This is a genomic window from Pseudomonas sp. FH4, from assembly GCF_000510915.2.
Taxonomy (GTDB): domain Bacteria; phylum Pseudomonadota; class Gammaproteobacteria; order Pseudomonadales; family Pseudomonadaceae; genus Aquipseudomonas; species Aquipseudomonas brenneri.
Map to the genome: position 1 here is coordinate 87,071 of NZ_AOHN01000006.1, position 20,723 is coordinate 107,793.

Genomic DNA, 20,723 nt, shown 5'->3' on the forward strand with positions numbered 1-20,723 from the left:
CCGGCCAGCCGTCCAATGTTGCTGGCGTATTTCGTCAAATCAGGAATAATCCTTGCCTGTTTTTTTGCGTAGCCGCCCTACCCCGCGGTTTCGCCAGGGACGCCACCTACCCGGTGCAGCGCTCCCACATATTCGGAGATACACAATGTCTACCCTACCCGTCACCTTGATGGTCGCGCGCCGCGCTGCCCAAGGTCGTTATCAGGACATGATGAGCTGGCTGCGTGAAGGCGAGCAACTGGCTACCGACTTTCCCGGCTACCTGGGCTCAGGCGTGCTTGCACCGCCGGCCGATGGCGGCGAATTCCAGATCATCTTCCGCTTCGCCGACGAAAAAACCCTGCACGCCTGGGAGTTCTCAGCCTCGCGCAGCGCCTGGCTCGGACGTGGCAGCGAGTTGTTCGCAGACCCCATGGAGCATCGCGTCAGCGGCATGGAAGGCTGGTTTGGTGCCGTGGGCCAGCGCCCGCCGCGCTGGAAACAGGCCGTCGCCATCTGGCTGGCGTTTTTCCCGGTATCGCTGCTGTTCAACTTTGGCCTTGAACCGCTGCTGACCGAGCTGGGCATGTTCAGTCGCGTGCTGGTCAGCACCCTGGCCCTGACGCCATTGATGGTCTATCTGTTCATCCCCTTGTCGACCCATCTGCTGGCAGGCTGGCTCAATCCTGCACCGTCACGGGTCAAACCTGCCGAAGCAACCGTTTGAGCCCATCCGCAACAGGCCGGTCGCTGGTATAGTTTTAGCTTGCCCGCGACCCGAGCCTCCCATGACCGTCACCCCCGCCCCGATCCTGATTACCGGCGCCGGCCAACGTGTCGGCCTGCACTGCGCCCTGCGCCTGCTGGACGACAACCAACCGGTGATCTTCAGCTATCGCAATGAACGCCCTGGCGTACAGGCCTTGCGCGAGCGTGGCGCGATTGGCGTATTTGCCGATTTCTCGTGCGAGGCCGGTATCCTGGCGTTCATCAGCGAACTCAAGACCCATACCGACAGCCTGCGGGCGATCGTCCACAATGCCTCGACCTGGGCTGCAGAAACACCCGGTGACGAAGCCCACGCCTTTATCGATATGTTCAGCGTACACATGCTTGCGCCGTACCTGATCAACCTGCATTGTGCAGACTTGTTGCACCGCTCGACACTGGCCGACATTGTGCACATCAGCGACGATGTCACCCGCAAGGGCAGTCGCCAGCACATCGCCTACTGCGCCACCAAGGCCGGGCTCGACAGCCTGACCCTGTCCTTCGCCGCCCAATACGCGCCCCGGATCAAGGTCAATGGCATCTCGCCGGCCATGGTGATGTTCAACGACAGCGACGATGCGGCCTATCGTGCCAAGGTCCTGGCCAAGTCGGCACTGGGTATCGAACCCGGGCCCGAGGTGATTTACCAGAGTGTGCGTTACCTGCTGGACAACCCTTATGTAACCGGCACCACCCTGACCGTCAACGGCGGGCGGCATGTCAAGTAAACCCGAACGCCAGCCGCCTGGGGTTCCTGCAACTGATTGGACGGAGCAAGTAGCAATGCCACAACTTCAACCAGGTATGGCGCGCATCCGGGTCAAGGACCTGTGTCTGCGCACCTTTATCGGCATCAACGAGGATGAGATCCTCAACAAGCAGGACGTGTTGATCAACCTGACCATCCTGTATGCCGCACAAGACGCCGTGCGCGACAACGACATCGACCACGCCTTGAACTACCGCACCATCACCAAGGCCATCATCGCCCACGTCGAAGGCAATCGCTTTGCCCTGCTCGAACGCCTGACCCAGGAACTGCTGGACCTGGTGATGAGCAATGAGTCGGTGCTGTATGCCGAGGTTGAAGTCGACAAGCCCCATGCGCTGCGCTTTGCCGAGTCGGTATCGATTACGCTCGCGGCCAGCCGTTAACCCCCTGAATCTGCGTGAACCCTATGACCGATCAACAACGCCTGGAACTCGAAGCTGCTGCCTTCCGCCGACTGGTGGCGCACCTGGACAGCCGCAAGGATGTGCAGAACATCGACCTGATGAACCTTGCCGGGTTCTGCCGCAACTGCCTGTCCAAGTGGTACAAGGCCGAGGCCGATGAGCGCCAGATCGAGGTCAGCCTTGATGACGCCCGCGAAGTGGTCTACGGCATGCCGTACGCCGAGTGGAAAGCCCAATACCAGCAAGAAGCCAGCGCCGAACAACAAGCGGCGTTTGCCAAAGGAAAAACCCATGACTGACCTGAACACCCTGCGCGACAGCCTCGACAGCGGCGAACACCTCTTTGCCGATACCCTGGCCTTTATTGCCGCCGGCTACGACTACCAGCCACAGGCCTTCACCAATGGCAGCGTAGAAAACGCCGCAGGGCAGAACGAAGGTTCGTGCAAGACCCTGGGCCTGGCGCTGCTGGAGGGCTTGAGCGACCAGCAAGCGCTGCTGGCGTTCGGTGAGCATTACCGTTCGGTACTGGCCACGCCTGAGGGCAATGACCATGGCAATATCCGCGCATTGATCGAGCATGGCCTGGCGGGTGTGAAGTTTGTCCAGCCGCCTTTGACCCGCCGCTGATCCCGCTTGCAAACCCGGTCAATGTGGGAGCCGGGCTTGCCCGCGATGGCGGTGGTGGCTGTCACACCGCCGTCGCAGGCAAGCCAGCTCCCACATTGATTGGATTGCCAGATTGAGATTGCGGTGTTCGTCCAGTTACACACAAAAAAACCGGCCTTTTGGCCGGTTTTTTTATTTCAACGGTTTTAGCAAGAAACGTCTTTCAACCCGTCGAGGTAACGCTCGGCATCCAGGGCCGCCATGCAACCGGCGCCGGCCGAGGTGATGGCCTGGCGGTAAACGTGGTCAGCCACATCGCCAGCAGCAAAGATGCCTTCCAGGTTGGTCGCGGTGGCATTGCCTTCACGGCCGCCCTTCACCACCAGGTAACCGTCCTTGGCTTCCAGCACACCTTCGAACAGCGAAGTGTTCGGGGTGTGGCCGATGGCGATGAACACGCCGTCGACTTTCAGCTCGTCGAAGCTGCCATCGTTGTTTTTCAGGCGGGCACCGGTCACGCCCATGTTGTCGCCCAGGACTTCATCCAGGGTAGCGTTGAGCTTGAGGATGATCTTGCCTTCGGCAACTCGCGCGTGCAGCTTGTCGATCAGGATCTTCTCGGCGCGGAAGGTCTCGCGGCGGTGAACCAGGGTCACGGTGCTGGCGATGTTGGCCAGGTACAGCGCCTCTTCCACCGCCGTGTTGCCGCCACCGACCACAGCCACTGGCTTGTTGCGGTAGAAGAAACCGTCGCAGGTCGCACAGGCCGAAACACCCTTGCCCATGAACGCTTCTTCCGAAGGCAGGCCCAGGTAACGGGCGCTGGCGCCGGTGGCAATGATCAGCGCGTCACAGGTGTAGACGCCGCTGTCGCCGGTCAGGCTGTAGGGCTTTTTCGAGAAATCCACGGCATTGATATGGTCGAAGACGATTTCGGTCTCGAAACGCTCGGCGTGCTCTTTCATGCGTTCCATCAGCACCGGGCCGGTCAGGCCGTGGACATCGCCCGGCCAGTTGTCGACTTCAGTGGTGGTGGTCAACTGACCACCCGCCTGCATGCCGGTGATCAGCAACGGCTTGAGGTTGGCCCGGGCCGCGTAGACCGCAGCGCTGTAACCGGCAGGGCCGGAACCGAGAATAATCACTCGCGAATGACGGCTATCAGACATGACTCACTCCTATCGACCGCCCGGACTACAGAGCGGCTGGAATAAAAAAGGACCGCGAAGCACTTGGGGAAGGCTTGAACTCGCGAGGTCCTGAAAAATAATGGGTGCAGCGTATAGAGGGGGGCAAGATTAAGGAAATACGGAATAACAATCCAGCTCATAGGTGGTCTCTATTCTGTACCCCCTATTAATCGACATGTTTGTTACCGTTAATGTCGACTCGCTGACCGCGCTTTCACCACTTTCGCAAAGCCGGTAAGGTCGGCGCGTTTGCCCTTTTACCCGGAGTTACCCATGCCCGCCCCCGTTCTGTCAGGCCCACAATACCTGCGCGAAGGCCTGAAACTGGTCTTGAGCCCAGGCCTGCGTCTGTTTGTCCTGCTGCCCCTGGCGATCAACCTGATACTGTTCGTCGGATTGATCTATTTTGCTGGTCATCAGTTCAGTCTATGGGTCGACACCTTGATGCCGACGCTACCCAGTTGGCTGAGCTTCCTCAGTTACATCCTGTGGCCGCTGTTTGTGCTGCTGGTGGCCTTTATGGTGTTTTTCAGCTTCACCATGCTCGCCAATATCATCGCGGCGCCCTTCAATGGTTTTCTCGCGGAGAAGGTCGAAGTGGTGGTGCGCGGTACCGATGACTTCCCGGCCTTCAGCTGGGCCGAACTGTTCGCCATGGTCCCGCGCACACTGGCGCGGGAAATGCGCAAGCTCGGTTACTTCCTGCCACGCGCCATCGGCCTGTTTATCCTGTCGTTCATTCCCGTGGTCAACCTGATCGCCGCCCCCCTGTGGCTGCTGTTCGGGGTATGGATGATGGCGATCCAATACATCGACTACCCAGCCGATAACCACAAACTGGGCTGGAACGAAATGCTCGCCTGGCTGCGCCAGAAGCGCTGGCAGAGCATGAGTTTCGGCGGGATCGTCTACCTGGTGCTGCTGGTGCCGGTGGTCAACCTGCTGATGATGCCGGCGGCGGTGGCGGGCGCCACATTGTTCTGGGTGCGCGAGCGCGGCGCCGAAACCCTGCTGGCGGAAAAACCCTGATCGGTTCGATTGACCTGGATCATGACGATTTACCCACATAGAGCACATGGTTATTAAAACGATAAGCCTGTGGGGAGCAAGCCATGTACAGACCGTTGATGCTGATGTTTGGGTTGATGTTGGGCGGTGAGGCCTGGGGGGCCGCAGCCGCCAGCGAGCCGATCCTGCCGGTGCAGCCGGCGAAAATCACTGACGCCGCCAAGGTCGAGTTGGGCAAGCAATTGTTCTTCGACCCGCGTCTGTCCAAGTCCGGTTTTATTTCCTGCAACTCATGCCACAACCTGAGCATGGGCGGCAGCGACAATCTGCCCACCTCCATCGGGCATAACTGGCACCAGGGGCCGATCAACTCACCGACGGTGCTCAACTCCAGCATGAGCGTCGCGCAGTTCTGGGATGGCCGCGCGGCCAACCTGCAAGAACAGGCCGGCGGCCCGATTGCCAACCCCGGCGAGATGGGCTTCACCCATGACCTGGCCGTGGACGTGCTGCGCTCGATCCCCCAATACCAGGCCGCGTTCAAGAACGTGTATGGCGATGGCGGCATCAAGTTCGACGATGTAACCAACGCTATCGCGGCCTTCGAAGAGACCCTGGTCACCCCCAACGCCCCGTTCGACCGCTGGCTGCTGGGCGATAAAACAGCCATCAGCGCCACGGCAGCGCAGGGCTACCAGTTGTTCAAGAGCATCGGCTGCGTGGCCTGTCATAACGGCGAGGCGGTCGGTGGCAGCACCTTCCAGAAAATGGGCATGGTCGAACCCTACGCCACCAAAAATCCGGCCCAGGGCGTGGCGGGCCTGACCGGCAAGGATCAGGACCGGATGATGTTCAAGGTGCCGACTTTGCGCAACGTCGCCCTGACCTACCCCTACTTCCACGACGGTGCCTACTGGAACCTGACCGAAGCGGTGGACGTCATGGCCCGCCTGCAGCTGGGGCGCAAGTTGAGCACCGATGAGGTCAGCCAGATTGTCGCGTTCCTCGACACCCTGACCGGCGACCAGCCGGACTTCAAACTGCCGATCCTGCCGCCGTCCTCGGCCAAGACCCCGCGTCCTACGCCGTTCAACTAAACCAGTAGCGGGTCCTGTCGTCATAAATCCGTCATTGCGATGACACAATGACGACATGGCCTGCGCCGACACTGGCTGCATGACGACCGCTTTCCTGAATATCACCCTGATTACCGAAACCTTCCCACCGGAAATCAACGGCGTGGCCAATACCCTTGGTCGCCTGTGTGACGGGTTGCGCGCACGTGGGCATCAGGTGGAACTGGTGCGCCCGCGCCAGGGTGGCGACCAGAGTCGCCCCAGCGACGACGGCCTGTTGCTGTGTCGCGGCTGGCCCTTGCCGGGGTATCCCGGCCTGCAATGGGGCCAGTCCTCAATGCACAAACTGCTGCGCCGCTGGAAGCGCCGGCGCCCCGATGTGCTGTATATCGCCACCGAAGGCCCACTGGGCCTGTCGGCCCTGCGTGCGGCACGGCGCCTGGGGATCAGCGTGGTCAGCGGCTTTCATACCAACTTCCAGCAGTACTCCAGCCAGTACGGCCTGGGCATGCTCAGCCGGGTACTGACCCATTACCTGCGCTGGTTCCACAACCGTTCCACCCTGACCCTGGTGCCCAGCGTCAGCCAGCGCCTGGAGCTGGAGCGCCGCCACTTCGAGCGCCTGGACCTGTTGTCACGCGGCGTCGACAGCCAACTGTTCCACCCGGCCAGACGTGACAATGCCCTGCGTGGGCAATGGGGGCTGGGCAATGAAGATATTGCAATCGTGCATGTCGGGCGCCTGGCGCCGGAGAAAAACCTGGGGCTGCTCAAACGCTGCTTCGACGGGTTGCAGGCGACTTATCCACAACGTCGTTTGAAGCTGATCGTCGTCGGCGACGGGCCGCAACGCGAAGCGCTGGCCAAGGCCCTTCCCAATGCGATTTTCTGCGGGGCGCAACGCGGTGAGGAATTGGCCCGACACTATGCCTCCGGGGATCTGTTTCTGTTCCCCAGCCTCACCGAAACCTTTGGCAATGTGGTGCTGGAAGCGATGGCATCGGGGCTGGGCGTGGTGGCCTATGACCAGGCGGCCGCTACCCAGCACATCCGCCATGGCTACAGTGGTGCGGTGGCTATGCCAGGGGACGAAGATGGTTTTTGCGATGCGGCCAGTTGGTTGCTGGAAGAGCATGAGCTCCTTCGCAGGGTACGACTCAACGCTAGGCAACACGCCAGCCGTCAGGGCTGGCCGGCGATTATCGAACAGTTTGAAAGGCAGTTGCGGGGCGTCTGTGCAGCACACTTTACTGCACCATCCTTACCTTTTCCCCCATGAATGCTCGCCACTTGCCAGATCATTGAGCCCGTGCAATTTGTTACCTGATCTCAAGGAACGCTGAGTTTGTTTATTGCCACTGAACGTTGACCTAGGTAGCGCTGGCCAAACACCGTGTGTGCATACCGAGGTTAGCTTGAACAAACTCCATAGCCAAAAGGTTCATATCTATGCACATCAATACTCAATCCCCTGCATTGGCGAATTTAGATTCCTATACCAAGCCCCGCCCCTTTCCCGAAGACACCCCACAGGAAAAAAACATACAGCAGAATCAAGTCGCATATGATAAACCGAGTAATCCAGGAAGCACTAAACTCGGGGACCCGCAACGCGCTCCAGATCGACCTTTCGTCAATAATATGACCAAGCCGAACATCTCACCAGCAGGCTGACTCCAATAGCAGCCTGCCAGTGAGTCGCCCCATCGTCGGCTCACTGGCGGGCAACCGCGATGCAACCCGTCATCGCAGGGTCGTCAACGCCTCACGACTGAACGGCAAAATATCGCCTTCACGCCCTTCACGCACCTTCAACGCCCAATCCGGATCCACCAGCAGCGCCCGGCCCACAGCCACCAGATCGAACTCATCGTTGTTCAAGCGCTCCAAGAGTTTTTCCAGGCTCGCCGGCTGTGCGATTTTGTCGGTGTTGACCATGAACTGCAGGAACTCACCGTCCAGGCCGACACTGCCCACGGTGATTGTCGGTTTGCCCGTGAGCTTGCGGGTCCAGCCCGCCAGATTCAGCTCGGAGCCATCAAACTCAGGCTCCCAGAATCTGCGGGTGGAGCAATGGAAAATATCCACACCGGCGTCAGACAACGGCTTGAGAAACTCCCCCAACGCCTCAGGGGTTTGCACCAGACGCGCGGTGTAATCCTGCTGCTTCCATTGGGAGAAGCGGAAAATGATCGGAAACTCAGGACCTGTTGCGGCCCGAACGGCCTGGATCAACTCAATGGCAAAGCACGAACGATTGGCCTGGCTGCCACCGTATTCATCGGTGCGCTGGTTGCTGCCTTCCCAGAAGAACTGGTCCACCAGATAACCGTGGGCACCGTGGATTTCCACGCCGTCCATGCCAATGCGTTGGGCATCCTTGGCAGCCTGGGCGAAGGCCGCGATCACCTCCTTGATATCCTGGACGGTCATACCGTGGACCACCACGTTGCCATCCTTGAGTTTTTCCATCGGGCCATAGGCCGGCACGCTGGCATCCGGCTCGGTGCCGATGCGCCGCACGCTACCCACGTGCCACAGTTGCGGAACAATCTTGCCACCTTCGGCATGCACCGCATCGACGACTTTCTTCCAGCCGGCCAATGCCGCTTCACCGTAGAAATGCGGAACGTTCGGGTACCCGTTGGAAGCCTGATGGCCCACCACCGTACCTTCGGTAATGATCAGCCCTACACCCGCCGCCGCACGGCGACGGTAGTACTCGATCACTTTGGCGTTCGGCACGCCACCGGGAGAAAACGAACGGGTCATCGGCGCCATGACCACGCGGGTCGGCAATTGCAGTGCGCCGAGCTGGAAAGGTTTGAACAAGGCTTGGACAGGCATGGGAGCACTCCGCGGCAGATGGATTTTATGATGCGGATAATATGGCGCACGCGGAGGGCTGGGTAGCACTATTGATTGCGGTGATTAAGGTGCAAAAGCCGGGAGCTACACAAAACACTGTAGGAGCCAGCTTGCTGGCGATGGTCGTTAACGGTGATGTTGTCTACCTGACACCCCGAGGTGTTCTTCCAGGCGCCATCGCCGGCAAGCCGGCTCCTAAGTAGGTCAGACCAAGGCTTTTTCGATGGCTTGGACGATCGTGGGGTCATCAGGCGCTGTGCGCGGGGAGAACCGCGCCAAAACCCGCCCATCTTTGCCCAGCAGGAACTTCTCGAAATTCCAGGTGATATCCCCGGGAAACTCGGCGCCCTCACCCGCCAATAGACGGTACAACTGATGGCGATCAGGACCGTTCACATCCAACTTGCTGCCCAATGGAAAGGTCACGCCGTAGTTGAGGCTGCAAAATTCGCGGATTTCTTCCTCCGTTCCCGGCTCCTGCCCCGCAAACTGGTTGCACGGCAAGCCCAGTACGGTAAACCCCTGGTCCTTGTATTGCTGGTAGAGGTTTTCCAGCGCGGCGTATTGCGGGGTCAGCCCACATTTGGAGGCGACATTGACCACCAGCACGACTTGCCCCTTGTAGGGCGCCAGAGGCAGCTCCTGACCATCCAGGGCTTTGAGTTTCAGGTCGTGGAAAGCACTCATGACAAACTCCAGATTTCCCATATTCTTCGTAACGGCCATTCGAGATTACAACCGTCAAGTCGGCAAGAATAGCCGCCAATCAAAAAAGGCGCCCGAAGGCGCCTTTCTTTTCAACTGACTGGCATCGCCCGTCAATTAATGGTGGTGACCACCTTCGCCGTGCACGTGGCCGTGAGCCACTTCTTCCTGGGAAGCGTCGCGGATGGCAACGATCTTGACCTGGAAGTTCAGGCGCTGGCCTGCCAGCGGGTGGTTACCGTCAACGGTCACGTCGTCGCCGTCCAGGTCGCGAATGGTCACGATCTGCATCTGGCCATCCGGCGCGGAAGCGTGGAACTGCATGCCCACTTCCAGCTCATCGACGCCTTCGAACATGCTGCGGCTCAGGGTGCTGACCAGTTCGGCCGAGTACTCGCCGTAGGCATCTTCAGGTTCTACGGCAACGGTCAGCTCATCACCAACGTTCTTGCCTTCCAGGGCCTTTTCCAGGCCTGGGATGATGTTACCTGCGCCTTGCAGGTAGACCAGCGGCGCGCCGCCGGCGGAGCTGTCGATGACCTCACCAGCGTCGTTGGTCAGGGTATAGTCGATGGAGACAGCCTTGTTAGCGGCGATCGTCATGGGGCGAGACCTTTTGCATAAGAATGAAGAACGGACAAGTCTAAACAAGGATTTGCCCGAAAGCGAACAGAACCCGGACAGACGGGGTCGATCCAGTGACCCGACGGTCGCAGGATTTCAGCAGGACGCAGACGGACACTGGGTTGTCGCGTTGTCCTGCGGCCATACGCAGCACCTGCGCCACCAGCCGCCCTGGCAATCCCGGGCCTGGGTCCTTGACCCGGCGCAACGCCTGGCAAAAATAGGCCAGCCCTTTGCCTGTGGCTGGTGTGCGCAGGGCCCGGATAACGATACCCTTGGCACCTGATTCGCGGTCGACGCTCAACCATAGAGCGCCACCCAAGCCATGCACCTCCAGAGAATTCGCATGCAGACTTTTTTTATCGCGCCCACCGATTTTGGTGTGGGTCTGACCTCCATCAGCCTTGGGCTGGTGCGTACCCTTGAGCGGGCCGGGCTGAAAGTCGGCTTCTTCAAGCCGATTGCCCAGCCGCACCCTGGCGACACCGGGCCTGAACGCTCCACCGAGCTGGTGGCGCGCACCCACGGTCTGAAACCGCCACAACCCCTGGGCCTGGCCCATGTCGAGCGAATGCTCGGCGATGGCCAGCTCGATGAACTGCTCGAAGAAATCATCACCCTTTACCAGCAGGCCGCCGTGGGCAAGGACGTGCTGATTGTCGAGGGCATGGTGCCAACCCGCAGCGCCAGCTATGCGGCCCGGGTCAACCTGCACCTGGCCAAAAGCCTGGATGCCGAAGTCATCCTCGTCTCGGCGCCGGAAAACGAAGTACTGACCGAACTGTCCGGTCGCGTGGAATTACAGGCGCAACTGTTCGGCGGCCCGAAAGACCCGAAAGTGCTCGGCGTGATCCTCAACAAGGTGCAGACCGACGAAAGCATGGAAGCCTTCGCCGCCCGCCTCAAGGAGCATTCGCCGTTGCTGCGCAGTGGCGATTTCCGCCTGCTGGGCTGTATTCCGTTCCAACCGGAGCTCAATGCGCCGCGCACCCGTGACGTGGCCGACCTGATGGGCGCCCAAGTGCTCAATGCCGGTGACTATGAAACCCGGCGCATGACCAAGATCATCATTTGCGCGCGCACCATGCGCAACACCGTGGAACTGCTCAAGCCCGGTGTCTTGGTGGTGACGCCGGGAGACCGTGACGACATCATCCTCGCCGTCAGTCTGGCCGCAATCAATGGCGTGCCCCTGGCCGGTCTGTTGCTGACCAGCGACACCCTGCCCGACCCGCGCATCATGGATCTGTGCCGTGGCGCGTTCCAGGCCGGGTTGCCGGTGTTGTCGGTGAGCACTGGCTCCTACGACACCGCCAACCAGCTCAACAGCCTGAACAAGGAAATTCCGATTGATGACCGCGAGCGCGCGGAGATCATCACCGACTTCGTCGCCAGCCATCTGGACGCGCGCTGGTTGCACCAGCGTTGCGGCACGCCACGGGAGATGCGCCTGTCACCGGCGGTGTTCCGCTACCAGTTGATCCAGCGTGCCCAGGCGGCCAACAAGCGCATTGTGTTGCCCGAAGGCAGCGAGCCGTTGACCGTGCAAGCCGCCGCCATTTGCCAGGCCCGGGGCATTGCCCGTTGCGTGTTGCTGGCCAAGCCGGCCGACGTCGAAGCCGTGGCCCGTGCCCAAGGCATCGAGTTGCCCGAAGGCCTGGAGATTCTTGACCCGGACCTGATCCGCGAGCGTTATGTCGAACCGATGGTGGCGCTGCGCAAGAGCAAAAGCCTCAACGCACCGATGGCCGAACAGCAACTGGAAGACACCGTGGTCATCGCCACGATGATGTTGGCGCTCGATGAAGTGGACGGCCTGGTCTCCGGTGTCATCCACTCCACCGCCAATACCATCCGCCCGGCCTTGCAACTGATCAAGACCGCACCGGGCTGCACCCTGGTGTCGTCGGTGTTTTTCATGCTGTTCCCCGAGCAGGTGCTGGTGTACGGCGACTGCGTGATGAACCCGCACCCAAGCGCGGCGGAACTGGCGGAAATCGCCCTGCAAAGCGCCGACTCGGCCGCCGCCTTCGGCATCACCCCGCGGGTGGCGATGATCAGCTATTCCAGCGGTGACTCGGCCAGCGGCGAAGAGGTGGAAAAGGTCCGCGAAGCCACCCTGCTGGCCCACGAACAACAGAGTTCGCTGCTGATCGACGGCCCGTTGCAGTACGATGCCGCCGCCAACGAAAGCGTCGCCCGACAACTGGCGCCCAATAGCCAGGTGGCGGGCAAGGCCACGGTGTTTGTGTTCCCCGACCTCAACACCGGCAACACCACCTACAAGGCGGTGCAACGCAGTGCCGATTGCGTCAGCCTCGGCCCGATGCTGCAAGGCCTGCGCAAACCTGTGAACGATCTGCCCCGTGGGGCCCAGGTGGATGACATTGTCTACACCATCGCCCTGACCGCGATTCAAGCCGCCAACCGACCTATGGATATCTAAATGCTGGATTTTCTGCCTGCCGCCGTGCGCGGGGTGATCGCCTCGCTGCTGCTGGCGTTGAACACGATCCTGTTGTGCTCGTTCCTGTTTATCGTCGCGCTGTGCAAGCTGCTGCCGTTTGCCAAGCGCTTGAGCGAGTGGCTGATGAACCACACCCACGAGGCCTGGATCAGCAATAACAAGGCCTGGATGAACCTGGTGCGCCGTACACGCTGGCACCTCAAGGGCCTTGAGGGGCTGGATTACCAGCACTCGTACCTGGTGACCAGCAACCATCAGAGCTGGGTCGACATCATGGTGTTGCAGTACGTGCTCAATCGTCGCATCCGCCCGCTGAAGTTTTTCCTCAAGCAGGAACTGATCTGGGTGCCGGTGATTGGCCTGGCGTGGTGGGCTTTGGGCTTCCCGTTCATGAAGCGCTACACCAAGGCCTATCTGGAAAAACACCCGGAGAAGAAAGGCAAGGACCTGGAAACCACCCGCAAGACCTGTGCGAAGTTTCGCGACAACCCGGTCGGCATTTTCAACTTTGCCGAAGGCACGCGATTTACCGAGGGCAAGCATGCGCAGCAGCAGTCGCCGTTGCGCTACCTGCTCAAACCCAAGGCCGGCGGGATTGCCTTTGTACTGGATGCCATGGGCGAGCAGTTGAAGTCGCTGGTGAACGTGACCATTCACTACCCTGGCGGGCGTCCTGGTTATTGGGACCTGCTGTGCGGCAATGTGCGGGAGGTGGTGGTGCAGTTTGAAGAGGTGCAGATCCCGGCCGAGTTCATTGGCAAGAATTATGAGCAGGATGGGGAGTATCGGGCGGCGTTCCAGGGCTGGATCAATAACCTGTGGACTGAAAAGGATGCCCTTTTAGACCAGCTTCACACGGATTATCCTGCCTGTCGCTGAGCAAAAATGTGGGAGCGGGTTGTTTTCAAAATCCCACAAAAAGCCCGCCACCGAGTAATCGGTGGCGGGCTTTTTGTGACAGCGAGGTTTAGATCGCGCCGCGCTGGCGCAGCAGTTCCAACACCTGCTTGACGCTGTCGTCCACCGACAGGGCCTGGGTGTCGATCACCAGGTCGGCATTCAACGGCACGTCGTACGGGAACGACTCGCCGGGGATGTTATCCCCACCGGCTGCGTACAAACCTTGCGGGTCACGCTCGGCACACACCAGCGGCGATGCCTGCACATACACGGTGAGCAAGCGATCACTGCCGATCAACGCCTTGGCCTGTTCACGGCCTTCGGCATCCGGCGCAACAAACGCGGCCAGGGTCAGCAGGCCGGCTTCGTTGAACTGACGCGCCACGTGGGCGGCACGACGCCAGTTCTCGGTACGCCCGGCACGATCCTGTGGCAGGCCTTTGTTCAGGTCATGCCGCAGGTTCTGCCCATCCAGTACAAACACCGCACGACCCATGTCGAACAGCTTGCGCTCGACTGCGTAGGCCAGGGTGCTCTTGCCTGCGCCCGACAGGCCACTGAACAACACGGTGGCCGGCTGCTGGCCGAAACGTTGCGCACGCTCTTCGGTGGCCACGTGGGCCAACTTGCCATGTTGCGCCGCGCCGCCATGGCCGACCGGTGGCGCGATAATCATGCCCGCCGCCACGGTGCCGTTGGTCAAACGGTCGATGACGATAAAGGCGCCAGTGGTGCGGTTGCTGGCGTAACCGTCCAGGGCGATGGCCGCGTCGAGGCTGACCTTGACCCGGCCGATCTCGTTCAACTGCAAGGCACTGGCCGGACCTTCTTCCAGGGTGTTCACGTCCACGCGATGAACAATGCTGGTGATCGAGCCCGGCACGTAGCTGGTCGCACGCTTGATGTCGTATTTCTTGCCCGGCAGCATCGGTTCCTCGGCCATCCACACCAGCATGGCGTCGAAGGCGTCGGTCACTTGCGGCACGTTGTCGGCATGCACCAGCAGGTCGCCACGGGAGATGTCGATCTCGTCTTCCATGGTCAAGGTCACGGCCTGGCCGGGACCTGCGTGTTCCAGTTCACCTTCGAAGGTGACGATGGACTTGACGCGACTGCTCTTGCCCGACGGCAACACCACAACCTCGTCGCCCTTGTGCACCACGCCGCTGGCCAGGGTGCCGGCAAAGCCACGGAAGTTCAGGTTCGGACGGTTGACGTACTGCACCGGGAATCGCAGGTCGGTGTAGTTGCGGTCGTTGGCGATCTCGACGGTTTCGAGGATCTCCATCAGCGACTGGCCGGTGTACCAGGGCGAACGCTCGCTCTTGTTCACCACGTTGTCGCCCTTGAGCGCCGACATCGGCACGAAGGCCAGGGTGCTCGGCTTGAACGCGATGCCGTCGGCAAACTTCAGGTAATCGGCCTTGATCGACTCGAACACGCTTTGGTCAAAGCCATTGATGTCCATCTTGTTGACGGCCACCACAATGTGTTTGATGCCCAGCAACGAGGCGATAAAGCTATGGCGCCGGGTCTGGGTCTGCACGCCGTAGCGCGCGTCGATCAGGATGATCGCCAGGTCACAGGTGGACGCACCGGTGGCCATGTTGCGCGTGTACTGCTCATGGCCTGGAGTGTCGGCAATGATGAACTTGCGCTTGGCGGTGGAGAAATAGCGGTAGGCCACATCGATGGTGATGCCCTGCTCACGCTCGGCCTGCAGGCCGTCGACCAGCAACGCCAGGTCGATGTCGTCACCGGTGGTGCCGACTTTCTTCGAATCACGGGTGATGGCTTCCAGGTGATCTTCGTAGATCATCTTGGAGTCGTGCAACAGGCGCCCGATCAAGGTGCTCTTGCCGTCGTCGACGTTGCCACAGGTCAGGAAGCGCAGCATTTCCTTGCGTTCGTGCTGGCCCAGGTAGGCGAGGATGTCCTCGCTGATCAAATCAGATTGATGCGACATGACAGCCCCTTAGAAATAGCCTTGACGTTTTTTATCTTCCATGGAGCCTGCGCCATCGTGGTCGATGACCCGGCCCTGGCGCTCGGAAGTTCGCGTCAGGAGCATTTCCTGGATGATGTCCGTCAGCGTCTCGGCTTCGGACTCCACCGCGCCCGTCAACGGGTAGCAGCCAAGCGTACGGAAACGTACTTTCTTTTTGACGATGCGGGCTTTGTCTTCGTCGGACAGGTGTTCGAGGATCCGGTCATCGTCGATCATGATCAACGTGCCGTTCTTCTCGATCACATCACGCTCGGCGGCGAAGTACAGCGGCACGATCGGGATGCCTTCCAGATAGATGTACTGCCAGATGTCCAGTTCGGTCCAGTTGGACAACGGGAACACACGGATCGACTCGCCCTTGTTGACGTTGCCGTTGTAGACGTTCCACAGCTCCGGGCGCTGGTTTTTCGGGTCCCAGCGGTGCTTGCTGTCGCGGAACGAGTACACGCGCTCTTTGGCACGGGATTTCTCTTCATCGCGACGGGCGCCGCCGAAGGCTGCGTCAAAACCATGCTGGTCCAAGGCCTGTTTGAGGCCTTCGGTCTTCATGATGTCGGTGTGCTTGGCGCTGCCGTGGGTGAACGGGTTGATGCCCTGCGCCACACCGTCCGGGTTGACGTGAGTGATCAGGTCCAGGCCCAGTTCCTCGACCATGCGGTCGCGGAACTTGTACATTTCCTGGAATTTCCACTGGGTGTCCACATGCATCACCGGGAACGGCAGCTTGCCCGGGAAGAATGCCTTGCGCGCCAGATGCAGCATCACGGCGGAGTCTTTGCCGATGGAGTAGAGCATTACCGGGTTGTCGAACTCAGCGGCAACCTCACGGATGATGTGGATGCTCTCCGCCTCCAGCTGTTTCAGATGCGTCAGTTTGTCGACCATGGCTACTCACGGGAAAACGATTCTTTTTGGACGGCCTGCGGGCCGTGTTCGAGCGAGGCATGCTAGCACAGCACCTTCTTCTATTCAGGGAGCTGGATAGATCGAAACGGTATATGAATATGCCGCCGAGTTTGGCGTGGAACGCGGACAAATGTGGGAGGGGGCTTGCTCCCGATTGCAGTGTGTCATTCAACAGATTGGTTGACTGAACCACCGTAATCGGGAGCAAGCCCCCTCCCACATTTGTTCGGTGGTATCTGTCAGATCGGGTTGGGGCAGTCGATGAACAGATGTTCCAGGGCAAAGCGTCGGGCCAGGTAATCCCCCAGGGCCTGCACGCCATAACGCTCGGTGGCGTGATGGCCGGCAGCGATGAAGCTGATGTCGTTTTCCCGCGCGCTGTGGAAAGTCTGCTCCGACGCTTCGCCGCTCAAGTACAAATCGACCCCGGCCGCCACGGCCTGGTCGATATAACCCTGGCCGCCGCCCGTGCACCAACCGACGCGGCGGATCATGGCGCTGCCTTCGATCAGCAGCGGCTCGCGGCCCATGGTTTCCTGCACGCGGCGGGCGAAATCCCGCGCCGACAGCGGTTCCGCCAGGGAGCCTACGAGGCCGACGACCTTGAGGTTGTCCGGGTCCAGCGGGCCTTCGACGGTGATGTCCAACTGGCGGGCCAACTGCACGTTGTTGCCCACGTCCGGGTGCAGGTCCAGCGGCAGGTGATAGGCCAGCAGGCTGATGTCATGCTTGAGCAGGGTCTTGAGCCGGCGCTGTTTCATGCCGGTGATGCAAGGGTTTTCGCCCTTCCAGAAATAGCCATGGTGCACCAGCACCAGGTCCGCCTCGGCTTCCACCGCGGCATCCAGCAACGCCTGGCTGGCGGTCACGCCACTGACAATGCGCAACACTTGCGGCCGGCCCTCGACCTGCAGGCCGTTGGGGCAGTAGTCGGCAATTTTCGCGCTGTTCAAGTAGCGATCCGCTTCTTCAACCAGGGTGCTCAGGGCGACGGCCATAAAAGACTCCTAAATATCCCGTTCAGAGGCGCTCGCGGCCTCGTATAATGCGCGACATTATGGGCGCTCCCACGCCCCCTGCAACCTGTCAGGACTTACTTGATGCTCAAGGCGCTGCGTTTTTTTGGATGGCCATTGTTGGCCGGCGTGCTGATCGCGATGCTGATCATTCAGCGTTATCCGCAATGGGTCGGCCTGCCAAGCCTGGACGTCAACCTGCAACAAGCACCGCAAACCAGCGCGGTGCAACAAGGCCCGGTGACCTATGCCGATGCGGTGGTGGTCGCGGCGCCCGCCGTGGTCAACCTGTACACCACCAAGGTCATCAACAAACCGGCGCACCCGCTGTTCGAAGACCCGCAGTTCCGGCGTTTTTTCGGCGACAACTCGCCCAAGCAGCGGCGCATGGAATCAAGCCTCGGCTCCGGGGTGATCATGAGCCCGCAAGGTTACATCCTGACCAATAACCACGTGAGCACCGGCGCCGACCAGATTGTGGTGGCCCTGCGTGATGGCCGCGAAACCCTGGCGCGGGTGGTGGGCAGCGATCCGGAAACCGATCTTGCAGTGCTGAAAATCGACCTGAAGAACCTGCCATCCATCACCATCGGCCGCTCCGAAGGCCTGCGGGTCGGTGATGTGGCCCTGGCGATCGGCAACCCGTTTGGCGTCGGCCAGACCGTGACCATGGGCATCATCAGCGCCACCGGGCGCAATCAGTTGGGCCTCAATAGTTACGAAGACTTCATCCAGACCGACGCGGCGATCAACCCAGGTAACTCCGGCGGCGCGCTGGTGGATGCCAGTGGCAACCTGACGGGCATCAACACCGCGATTTTCTCCAAGTCCGGCGGCTCACAGGGCATCGGTTTTGCGATCCCGGTGAAGCTGGCGATGGAAGTGATGAAGTCGATCATCGAGCACGGCCAGGTAATCCGTGGCTGGCTGGGGATTGAAGTGCAACCGCTGACCAAGGAGTTGTCGGAGTCCTTTGGACTGACCGGGCGCCCAGGCATCGTGATCGCCGGTATCCTGCGCGGCGGTCCGGCGGAAAAGGCCGGGATGCAGGTCGGCGACGTGATCCTCAGCATCGACGGCGAACCGGCTGGCGATGGCCGTCGGTCAATGAACCAGGTGGCGCGGATCAAGCCGACGGAAAAGGTCGCGATCCAGGTGATGCGCAACGGCAAGGAAATCAAGTTGCTGGCCGAAGTGGGCCTGCGTCCACCGCCTGCACCGGTGAAAGAGCAAGAATAAAGGCCTCACCTTAAAGAGATATATTCTCAATGGTCATGTTATATTATTTCAATATTGATATTGGAATGTTAGACCATGACGTCTCGAAAGTTTGCCCCCCTGGCCGGTCTCGCCTTGGGGTTGCTGGTGGACCCGGTGTTTGCAGAAGACACCAACACCCTTGAACTGGGCACCACCAGCATCACCGGCGAGGCGTATGAGTCCGCCACCGGCCCGGTCAAGGGCTATCGCGCGACCCGTTCGGCCAGCGCGACCAAGACCGACACCGCCCTGCGGGATATTCCACAATCGATCAGTGTGATCCCCGCCAAAGTGCTCAAGGACCTGGGCAGCAACAACGTCGAACGCGCCCTGGAATTTGCTGGCGGCGTGTCCAAGCAGAACAACTTTGGTGGCCTGACGCTCTACGAATACAGCGTGCGCGGCTTCACCACCTCGGAGTTCTACCAGGACGGTTTCAGCGCCGCCCGTGGTTACCCCAGCACCCCGGACACGGCCAATATCGAACGCATCGAAGTGCTCAAGGGCCCTGCCGCCAGTTTGTATGGCCGTGGCGACCCCGGCGGCACCGTGAATATCGTCACCAAGAAACCCCAGCCCGAAGCCTTCACCACTGTGCAGACCAGCGCTGGCAGTTGGGACCGCTACCGTACCGCCCTCGATATCAACACCCCGCTGGACAGCGAAGGCACCGTGTTGTCGCGGGTCAACCTGGCGGTGGAAGACAACCACAGCTTCCGCGACCACGTGCAGAGCAAGCGAGTGTTTGTCGCGCCGTCTTTCAGCTGGCAACTGGACCCGGACACTAGCCTGCTGGTGGAAAGCGAATTCGTGCGCCACAGCTCGACCTTCGACCGTGGCATCGTCGCGCCGAATAACCGTTGGAGCGGCATGTCCCGCTCGACCTTCCTCGGCGAGCCCAACGACGGTGATATCGACAACCACAACAACCGCCTGCAAGCCACCCTCGAACATCACCTGAACGATGCCTGGCAACTGCGCCTGGCCAGCCATTACAAACAAGGCAGCCTGTGGGGCTACGCCTCGGAAAACCGCGCACTGAATGCCGACGGGCATACCATCAACCGCCGCTACCGCGAGCGCTCCATGGGTTGGCATGACAGCATCACCCAACTGGAACTGCGTGGCCGGTTCGATATCGGCAGTTGGCAGCATGAGTTGCTGATCGGCACCGAGTACGAGGACTACCGCAAGAAAGAGCGCGTCACCGCCATCGCCGGCAGCTATCCCATCGACATCTACAAGCCGATCTACGGCCTGGCCAAGCCCAATGGCCAGCGCTCGGGCAGTGACTTCCTTGCCCAGACCAAAAGCCAGGCGCTGAACCTGCAGGATCAGATCATCTTTACCGACCGCTTGCGCGGCATGCTCGGTGCGCGCCTGGAGCACGTTGAACAAAGCTCGGATAACTTCACCAACGGTAAAAAAAGCCAGAAAACCCACGACGTCATAACCCAGCGCGCCGGCCTGTTGTACCAACTGACACCGCAAGTGGGGGTGTTCGCCAACGCCTCCACCTCATTCAAACCGCAAAGCGAGCTGGACGCGGCCGGGGATTTCCTCAAGCCCGAGGAGGGCGTCGGTTATGAAGTGGGGATCAAGAGCGAGCTGTTCGACGACCGCTTGAGCACCACCCTCGCCGCCTTCCATATCGACAAGGAAAACACCCTGGCCACGGACCCGGCCACCGACACCAAACGCGCCATCGGCAAGGCCCGCAGCCAGGGTTTCGACCTGCAATTGACCGGGCAACTGACTGACGCCGTGCGAGTGATTGGCGCCTTTGCCTATATCGACGCCGAAGTGACCAAGGGTGACAAAGATATCCCCACCGGCAGCCGCATTCTCGGCGTGGCCAAGCGCAGTGGCAGCCTGTTGGGCGTGTATGAGTTCCAGGATGGCGCCCTGCGCGGTTCTGACCTTGGCGCAGCCTTTACCTATGTCGGCGACCGCTCCGGCGAAGCCGGCAAAAGCTTTGAATTGCCGGCCTACCACACCGTCGACCTGCTGGCCCATTACAAGGCCAGCGATAACGTAACCGTTGGCCTGAACCTCAACAATCTGTTCGACGAAAAGTACTTCGAGCGCTCCTTCAGCAACTACTGGGTCGCCCCCGGAGAGCCACGTAACTTCACCGTCAGCCTGACCCTCAACCTGTAA

Annotated in this window: 20 protein-coding genes; 13 read left to right on the forward strand and 7 right to left on the reverse strand. The window is 60.5% G+C overall.

Going from position 1 to position 20,723, the window contains the following annotated elements; translation table 11 throughout:
- The first annotated feature begins 145 nt into the window (after positions 1–145).
- From H097_RS04485 to H097_RS04505, 5 genes are all read left to right on the forward strand, one after another.
- Positions 146–706, forward strand: coding sequence for an antibiotic biosynthesis monooxygenase (locus tag H097_RS04485; protein ID WP_032857705.1), 561 nt, complete (start codon positions 146–148; stop codon positions 704–706).
- 61 nt (positions 707–767) lie between these two features.
- Positions 768–1,478, forward strand: a complete 711-nt coding sequence (gene folM, locus H097_RS04490) for a dihydromonapterin reductase (RefSeq protein WP_032857707.1) — start codon at positions 768–770, stop codon at positions 1,476–1,478.
- Positions 1,479–1,533: 55 nt separating this feature from the next.
- Positions 1,534–1,905: a dihydroneopterin triphosphate 2'-epimerase gene (folX, locus tag H097_RS04495; RefSeq protein ID WP_032857710.1), complete on the forward strand. Its 372-nt coding sequence runs from the start codon at positions 1,534–1,536 to the stop codon at positions 1,903–1,905.
- A 23-nt stretch (positions 1,906–1,928) separates the two neighbouring features.
- A complete protein-coding gene (locus H097_RS04500; RefSeq protein ID WP_032857713.1) occupies positions 1,929–2,225 on the forward strand; it encodes a DUF1244 domain-containing protein in 297 nt (98 codons plus the stop codon).
- Positions 2,218–2,556 carry a HopJ type III effector protein gene (locus H097_RS04505; protein WP_032857715.1) on the forward strand — a complete coding sequence of 113 codons (339 nt, stop codon included), beginning with the start codon at positions 2,218–2,220 and terminating at the stop codon, positions 2,554–2,556. The genes H097_RS04500 and H097_RS04505 overlap by 8 nt, the downstream gene beginning before the upstream one ends.
- A 185-nt stretch (positions 2,557–2,741) precedes the next feature.
- Here the strand turns inward: H097_RS04505 and trxB are convergent, their stop codons facing one another.
- Positions 2,742–3,704 carry a thioredoxin-disulfide reductase gene (gene trxB, locus H097_RS04510; protein WP_032857717.1) on the reverse strand — a complete coding sequence of 321 codons (963 nt, stop codon included), beginning with the start codon at positions 3,702–3,704 and terminating at the stop codon, positions 2,742–2,744.
- A gap of 294 nt (positions 3,705–3,998) precedes the next feature.
- Here trxB and cysZ point away from each other — a divergent pair, with 294 nt between their 5' ends.
- The 3 genes from cysZ to H097_RS04525 all read left to right on the forward strand — a co-directional run bounded on the left by cysZ (position 3,999) and on the right by H097_RS04525 (position 7,088).
- Positions 3,999–4,754 (forward strand): sulfate transporter CysZ, encoded by a 756-nt coding sequence (gene cysZ, locus H097_RS04515; RefSeq protein WP_032857719.1) that lies wholly within the window; start codon positions 3,999–4,001, stop codon positions 4,752–4,754.
- Between the two features lie 83 nt (positions 4,755–4,837).
- Positions 4,838–5,830 carry a cytochrome-c peroxidase gene (locus H097_RS04520; protein WP_032857720.1) on the forward strand — a complete coding sequence of 331 codons (993 nt, stop codon included), beginning with the start codon at positions 4,838–4,840 and terminating at the stop codon, positions 5,828–5,830.
- A gap of 79 nt (positions 5,831–5,909) precedes the next feature.
- Positions 5,910–7,088: a glycosyltransferase family 1 protein gene (locus H097_RS04525; protein WP_032857832.1), complete on the forward strand. Its 1,179-nt coding sequence runs from the start codon at positions 5,910–5,912 to the stop codon at positions 7,086–7,088.
- A gap of 464 nt (positions 7,089–7,552) precedes the next feature.
- Here H097_RS04525 and H097_RS04530 read toward each other — a convergent pair whose 3' ends face one another.
- The 3 genes from H097_RS04530 to H097_RS04545 all read right to left on the reverse strand — a co-directional run bounded on the left by H097_RS04530 (position 7,553) and on the right by H097_RS04545 (position 9,985).
- Entirely contained in the window at positions 7,553–8,656 is a 1,104-nt protein-coding gene (locus tag H097_RS04530; protein WP_032857722.1) for an NADH:flavin oxidoreductase, read from the reverse strand.
- Between the two features lie 225 nt (positions 8,657–8,881).
- Positions 8,882–9,364: a glutathione peroxidase gene (locus H097_RS04540; RefSeq protein ID WP_032857725.1), complete on the reverse strand. Its 483-nt coding sequence runs from the start codon at positions 9,362–9,364 to the stop codon at positions 8,882–8,884.
- A gap of 135 nt (positions 9,365–9,499) precedes the next feature.
- Positions 9,500–9,985, reverse strand: coding sequence for a peptidylprolyl isomerase (locus tag H097_RS04545; protein ID WP_003188398.1), 486 nt, complete (start codon positions 9,983–9,985; stop codon positions 9,500–9,502).
- Between H097_RS04545 and H097_RS04550 the strand changes: the two genes are divergently transcribed.
- The 3 genes from H097_RS04550 to H097_RS04560 are packed head-to-tail and all read left to right on the forward strand — an operon-like array spanning position 9,954 to position 13,352.
- Positions 9,954–10,292, forward strand: coding sequence for a DUF3565 domain-containing protein (locus H097_RS04550; RefSeq protein ID WP_082445526.1), 339 nt, complete (start codon positions 9,954–9,956; stop codon positions 10,290–10,292). The two genes, H097_RS04545 and H097_RS04550, sit on opposite strands and share 32 nt — an antisense overlap.
- A 60-nt stretch (positions 10,293–10,352) precedes the next feature.
- Positions 10,353–12,452, forward strand: coding sequence for a phosphate acetyltransferase (gene pta / locus H097_RS04555; RefSeq protein ID WP_032857730.1), 2,100 nt, complete (start codon positions 10,353–10,355; stop codon positions 12,450–12,452).
- Entirely contained in the window at positions 12,453–13,352 is a 900-nt protein-coding gene (locus tag H097_RS04560; protein WP_032857732.1) for an acyltransferase, read from the forward strand.
- Between the two features lie 88 nt (positions 13,353–13,440).
- Here H097_RS04560 and cysN read toward each other — a convergent pair whose 3' ends face one another.
- From cysN to H097_RS04575, 3 genes are all read right to left on the reverse strand, one after another.
- Positions 13,441–15,339 (reverse strand): sulfate adenylyltransferase subunit CysN, encoded by a 1,899-nt coding sequence (cysN, locus tag H097_RS04565; RefSeq protein WP_032857734.1) that lies wholly within the window; start codon positions 15,337–15,339, stop codon positions 13,441–13,443.
- Between the two features lie 9 nt (positions 15,340–15,348).
- Complete coding sequence (gene cysD / locus H097_RS04570; protein ID WP_032857736.1) at positions 15,349–16,266, reverse strand: sulfate adenylyltransferase subunit CysD; 918 nt, start codon at positions 16,264–16,266, stop codon at positions 15,349–15,351.
- 260 nt (positions 16,267–16,526) lie between these two features.
- The gene (locus tag H097_RS04575) at positions 16,527–17,285 is read right to left on the reverse strand and encodes a Nif3-like dinuclear metal center hexameric protein (protein ID WP_032857738.1); all 759 of its coding nucleotides are present in this window, start codon (positions 17,283–17,285) and stop codon (positions 16,527–16,529) included.
- A 102-nt stretch (positions 17,286–17,387) separates the two neighbouring features.
- Here H097_RS04575 and algW point away from each other — a divergent pair, with 102 nt between their 5' ends.
- Both algW and H097_RS04585 read left to right on the forward strand, forming a co-directional pair.
- Positions 17,388–18,542 carry a Do family serine endopeptidase AlgW gene (gene algW, locus H097_RS04580; protein ID WP_032857740.1) on the forward strand — a complete coding sequence of 385 codons (1,155 nt, stop codon included), beginning with the start codon at positions 17,388–17,390 and terminating at the stop codon, positions 18,540–18,542.
- Between the two features lie 75 nt (positions 18,543–18,617).
- Positions 18,618–20,723: a TonB-dependent siderophore receptor gene (locus H097_RS04585; RefSeq protein WP_032857742.1), complete on the forward strand. Its 2,106-nt coding sequence runs from the start codon at positions 18,618–18,620 to the stop codon at positions 20,721–20,723.

Bases quoted from the DNA above. Each gene is read 5' to 3' on its own strand.
- H097_RS04485 (WP_032857705.1), top strand. From the start codon at position 146: ATGTCTACCCTACCCGTCACCTTGATGGTCGCGCGCCGCGCTGCCCAA.
- folM (WP_032857707.1), top strand. From the start codon at position 768: ATGACCGTCACCCCCGCCCCGATCCTGATTACCGGCGCCGGCCAACGT.
- folX (WP_032857710.1), top strand. From the start codon at position 1,534: ATGCCACAACTTCAACCAGGTATGGCGCGCATCCGGGTCAAGGACCTG.
- H097_RS04500 (WP_032857713.1), top strand. From the start codon at position 1,929: ATGACCGATCAACAACGCCTGGAACTCGAAGCTGCTGCCTTCCGCCGA.
- H097_RS04505 (WP_032857715.1), top strand. From the start codon at position 2,218: ATGACTGACCTGAACACCCTGCGCGACAGCCTCGACAGCGGCGAACAC.
- trxB (WP_032857717.1), bottom strand. From the start codon at position 3,704: ATGTCTGATAGCCGTCATTCGCGAGTGATTATTCTCGGTTCCGGCCCT.
- cysZ (WP_032857719.1), top strand. From the start codon at position 3,999: ATGCCCGCCCCCGTTCTGTCAGGCCCACAATACCTGCGCGAAGGCCTG.
- H097_RS04520 (WP_032857720.1), top strand. From the start codon at position 4,838: ATGTACAGACCGTTGATGCTGATGTTTGGGTTGATGTTGGGCGGTGAG.
- H097_RS04525 (WP_032857832.1), top strand. From the start codon at position 5,910: ATGACGACCGCTTTCCTGAATATCACCCTGATTACCGAAACCTTCCCA.
- H097_RS04530 (WP_032857722.1), bottom strand. From the start codon at position 8,656: ATGCCTGTCCAAGCCTTGTTCAAACCTTTCCAGCTCGGCGCACTGCAA.
- H097_RS04540 (WP_032857725.1), bottom strand. From the start codon at position 9,364: ATGAGTGCTTTCCACGACCTGAAACTCAAAGCCCTGGATGGTCAGGAG.
- H097_RS04550 (WP_082445526.1), top strand. From the start codon at position 9,954: ATGGAGACAGCCTTGTTAGCGGCGATCGTCATGGGGCGAGACCTTTTG.
- H097_RS04545 (WP_003188398.1), bottom strand. From the start codon at position 9,985: ATGACGATCGCCGCTAACAAGGCTGTCTCCATCGACTATACCCTGACC.
- pta (WP_032857730.1), top strand. From the start codon at position 10,353: ATGCAGACTTTTTTTATCGCGCCCACCGATTTTGGTGTGGGTCTGACC.
- H097_RS04560 (WP_032857732.1), top strand. From the start codon at position 12,453: ATGCTGGATTTTCTGCCTGCCGCCGTGCGCGGGGTGATCGCCTCGCTG.
- cysN (WP_032857734.1), bottom strand. From the start codon at position 15,339: ATGTCGCATCAATCTGATTTGATCAGCGAGGACATCCTCGCCTACCTG.
- cysD (WP_032857736.1), bottom strand. From the start codon at position 16,266: ATGGTCGACAAACTGACGCATCTGAAACAGCTGGAGGCGGAGAGCATC.
- H097_RS04575 (WP_032857738.1), bottom strand. From the start codon at position 17,285: ATGGCCGTCGCCCTGAGCACCCTGGTTGAAGAAGCGGATCGCTACTTG.
- algW (WP_032857740.1), top strand. From the start codon at position 17,388: ATGCTCAAGGCGCTGCGTTTTTTTGGATGGCCATTGTTGGCCGGCGTG.
- H097_RS04585 (WP_032857742.1), top strand. From the start codon at position 18,618: ATGACGTCTCGAAAGTTTGCCCCCCTGGCCGGTCTCGCCTTGGGGTTG.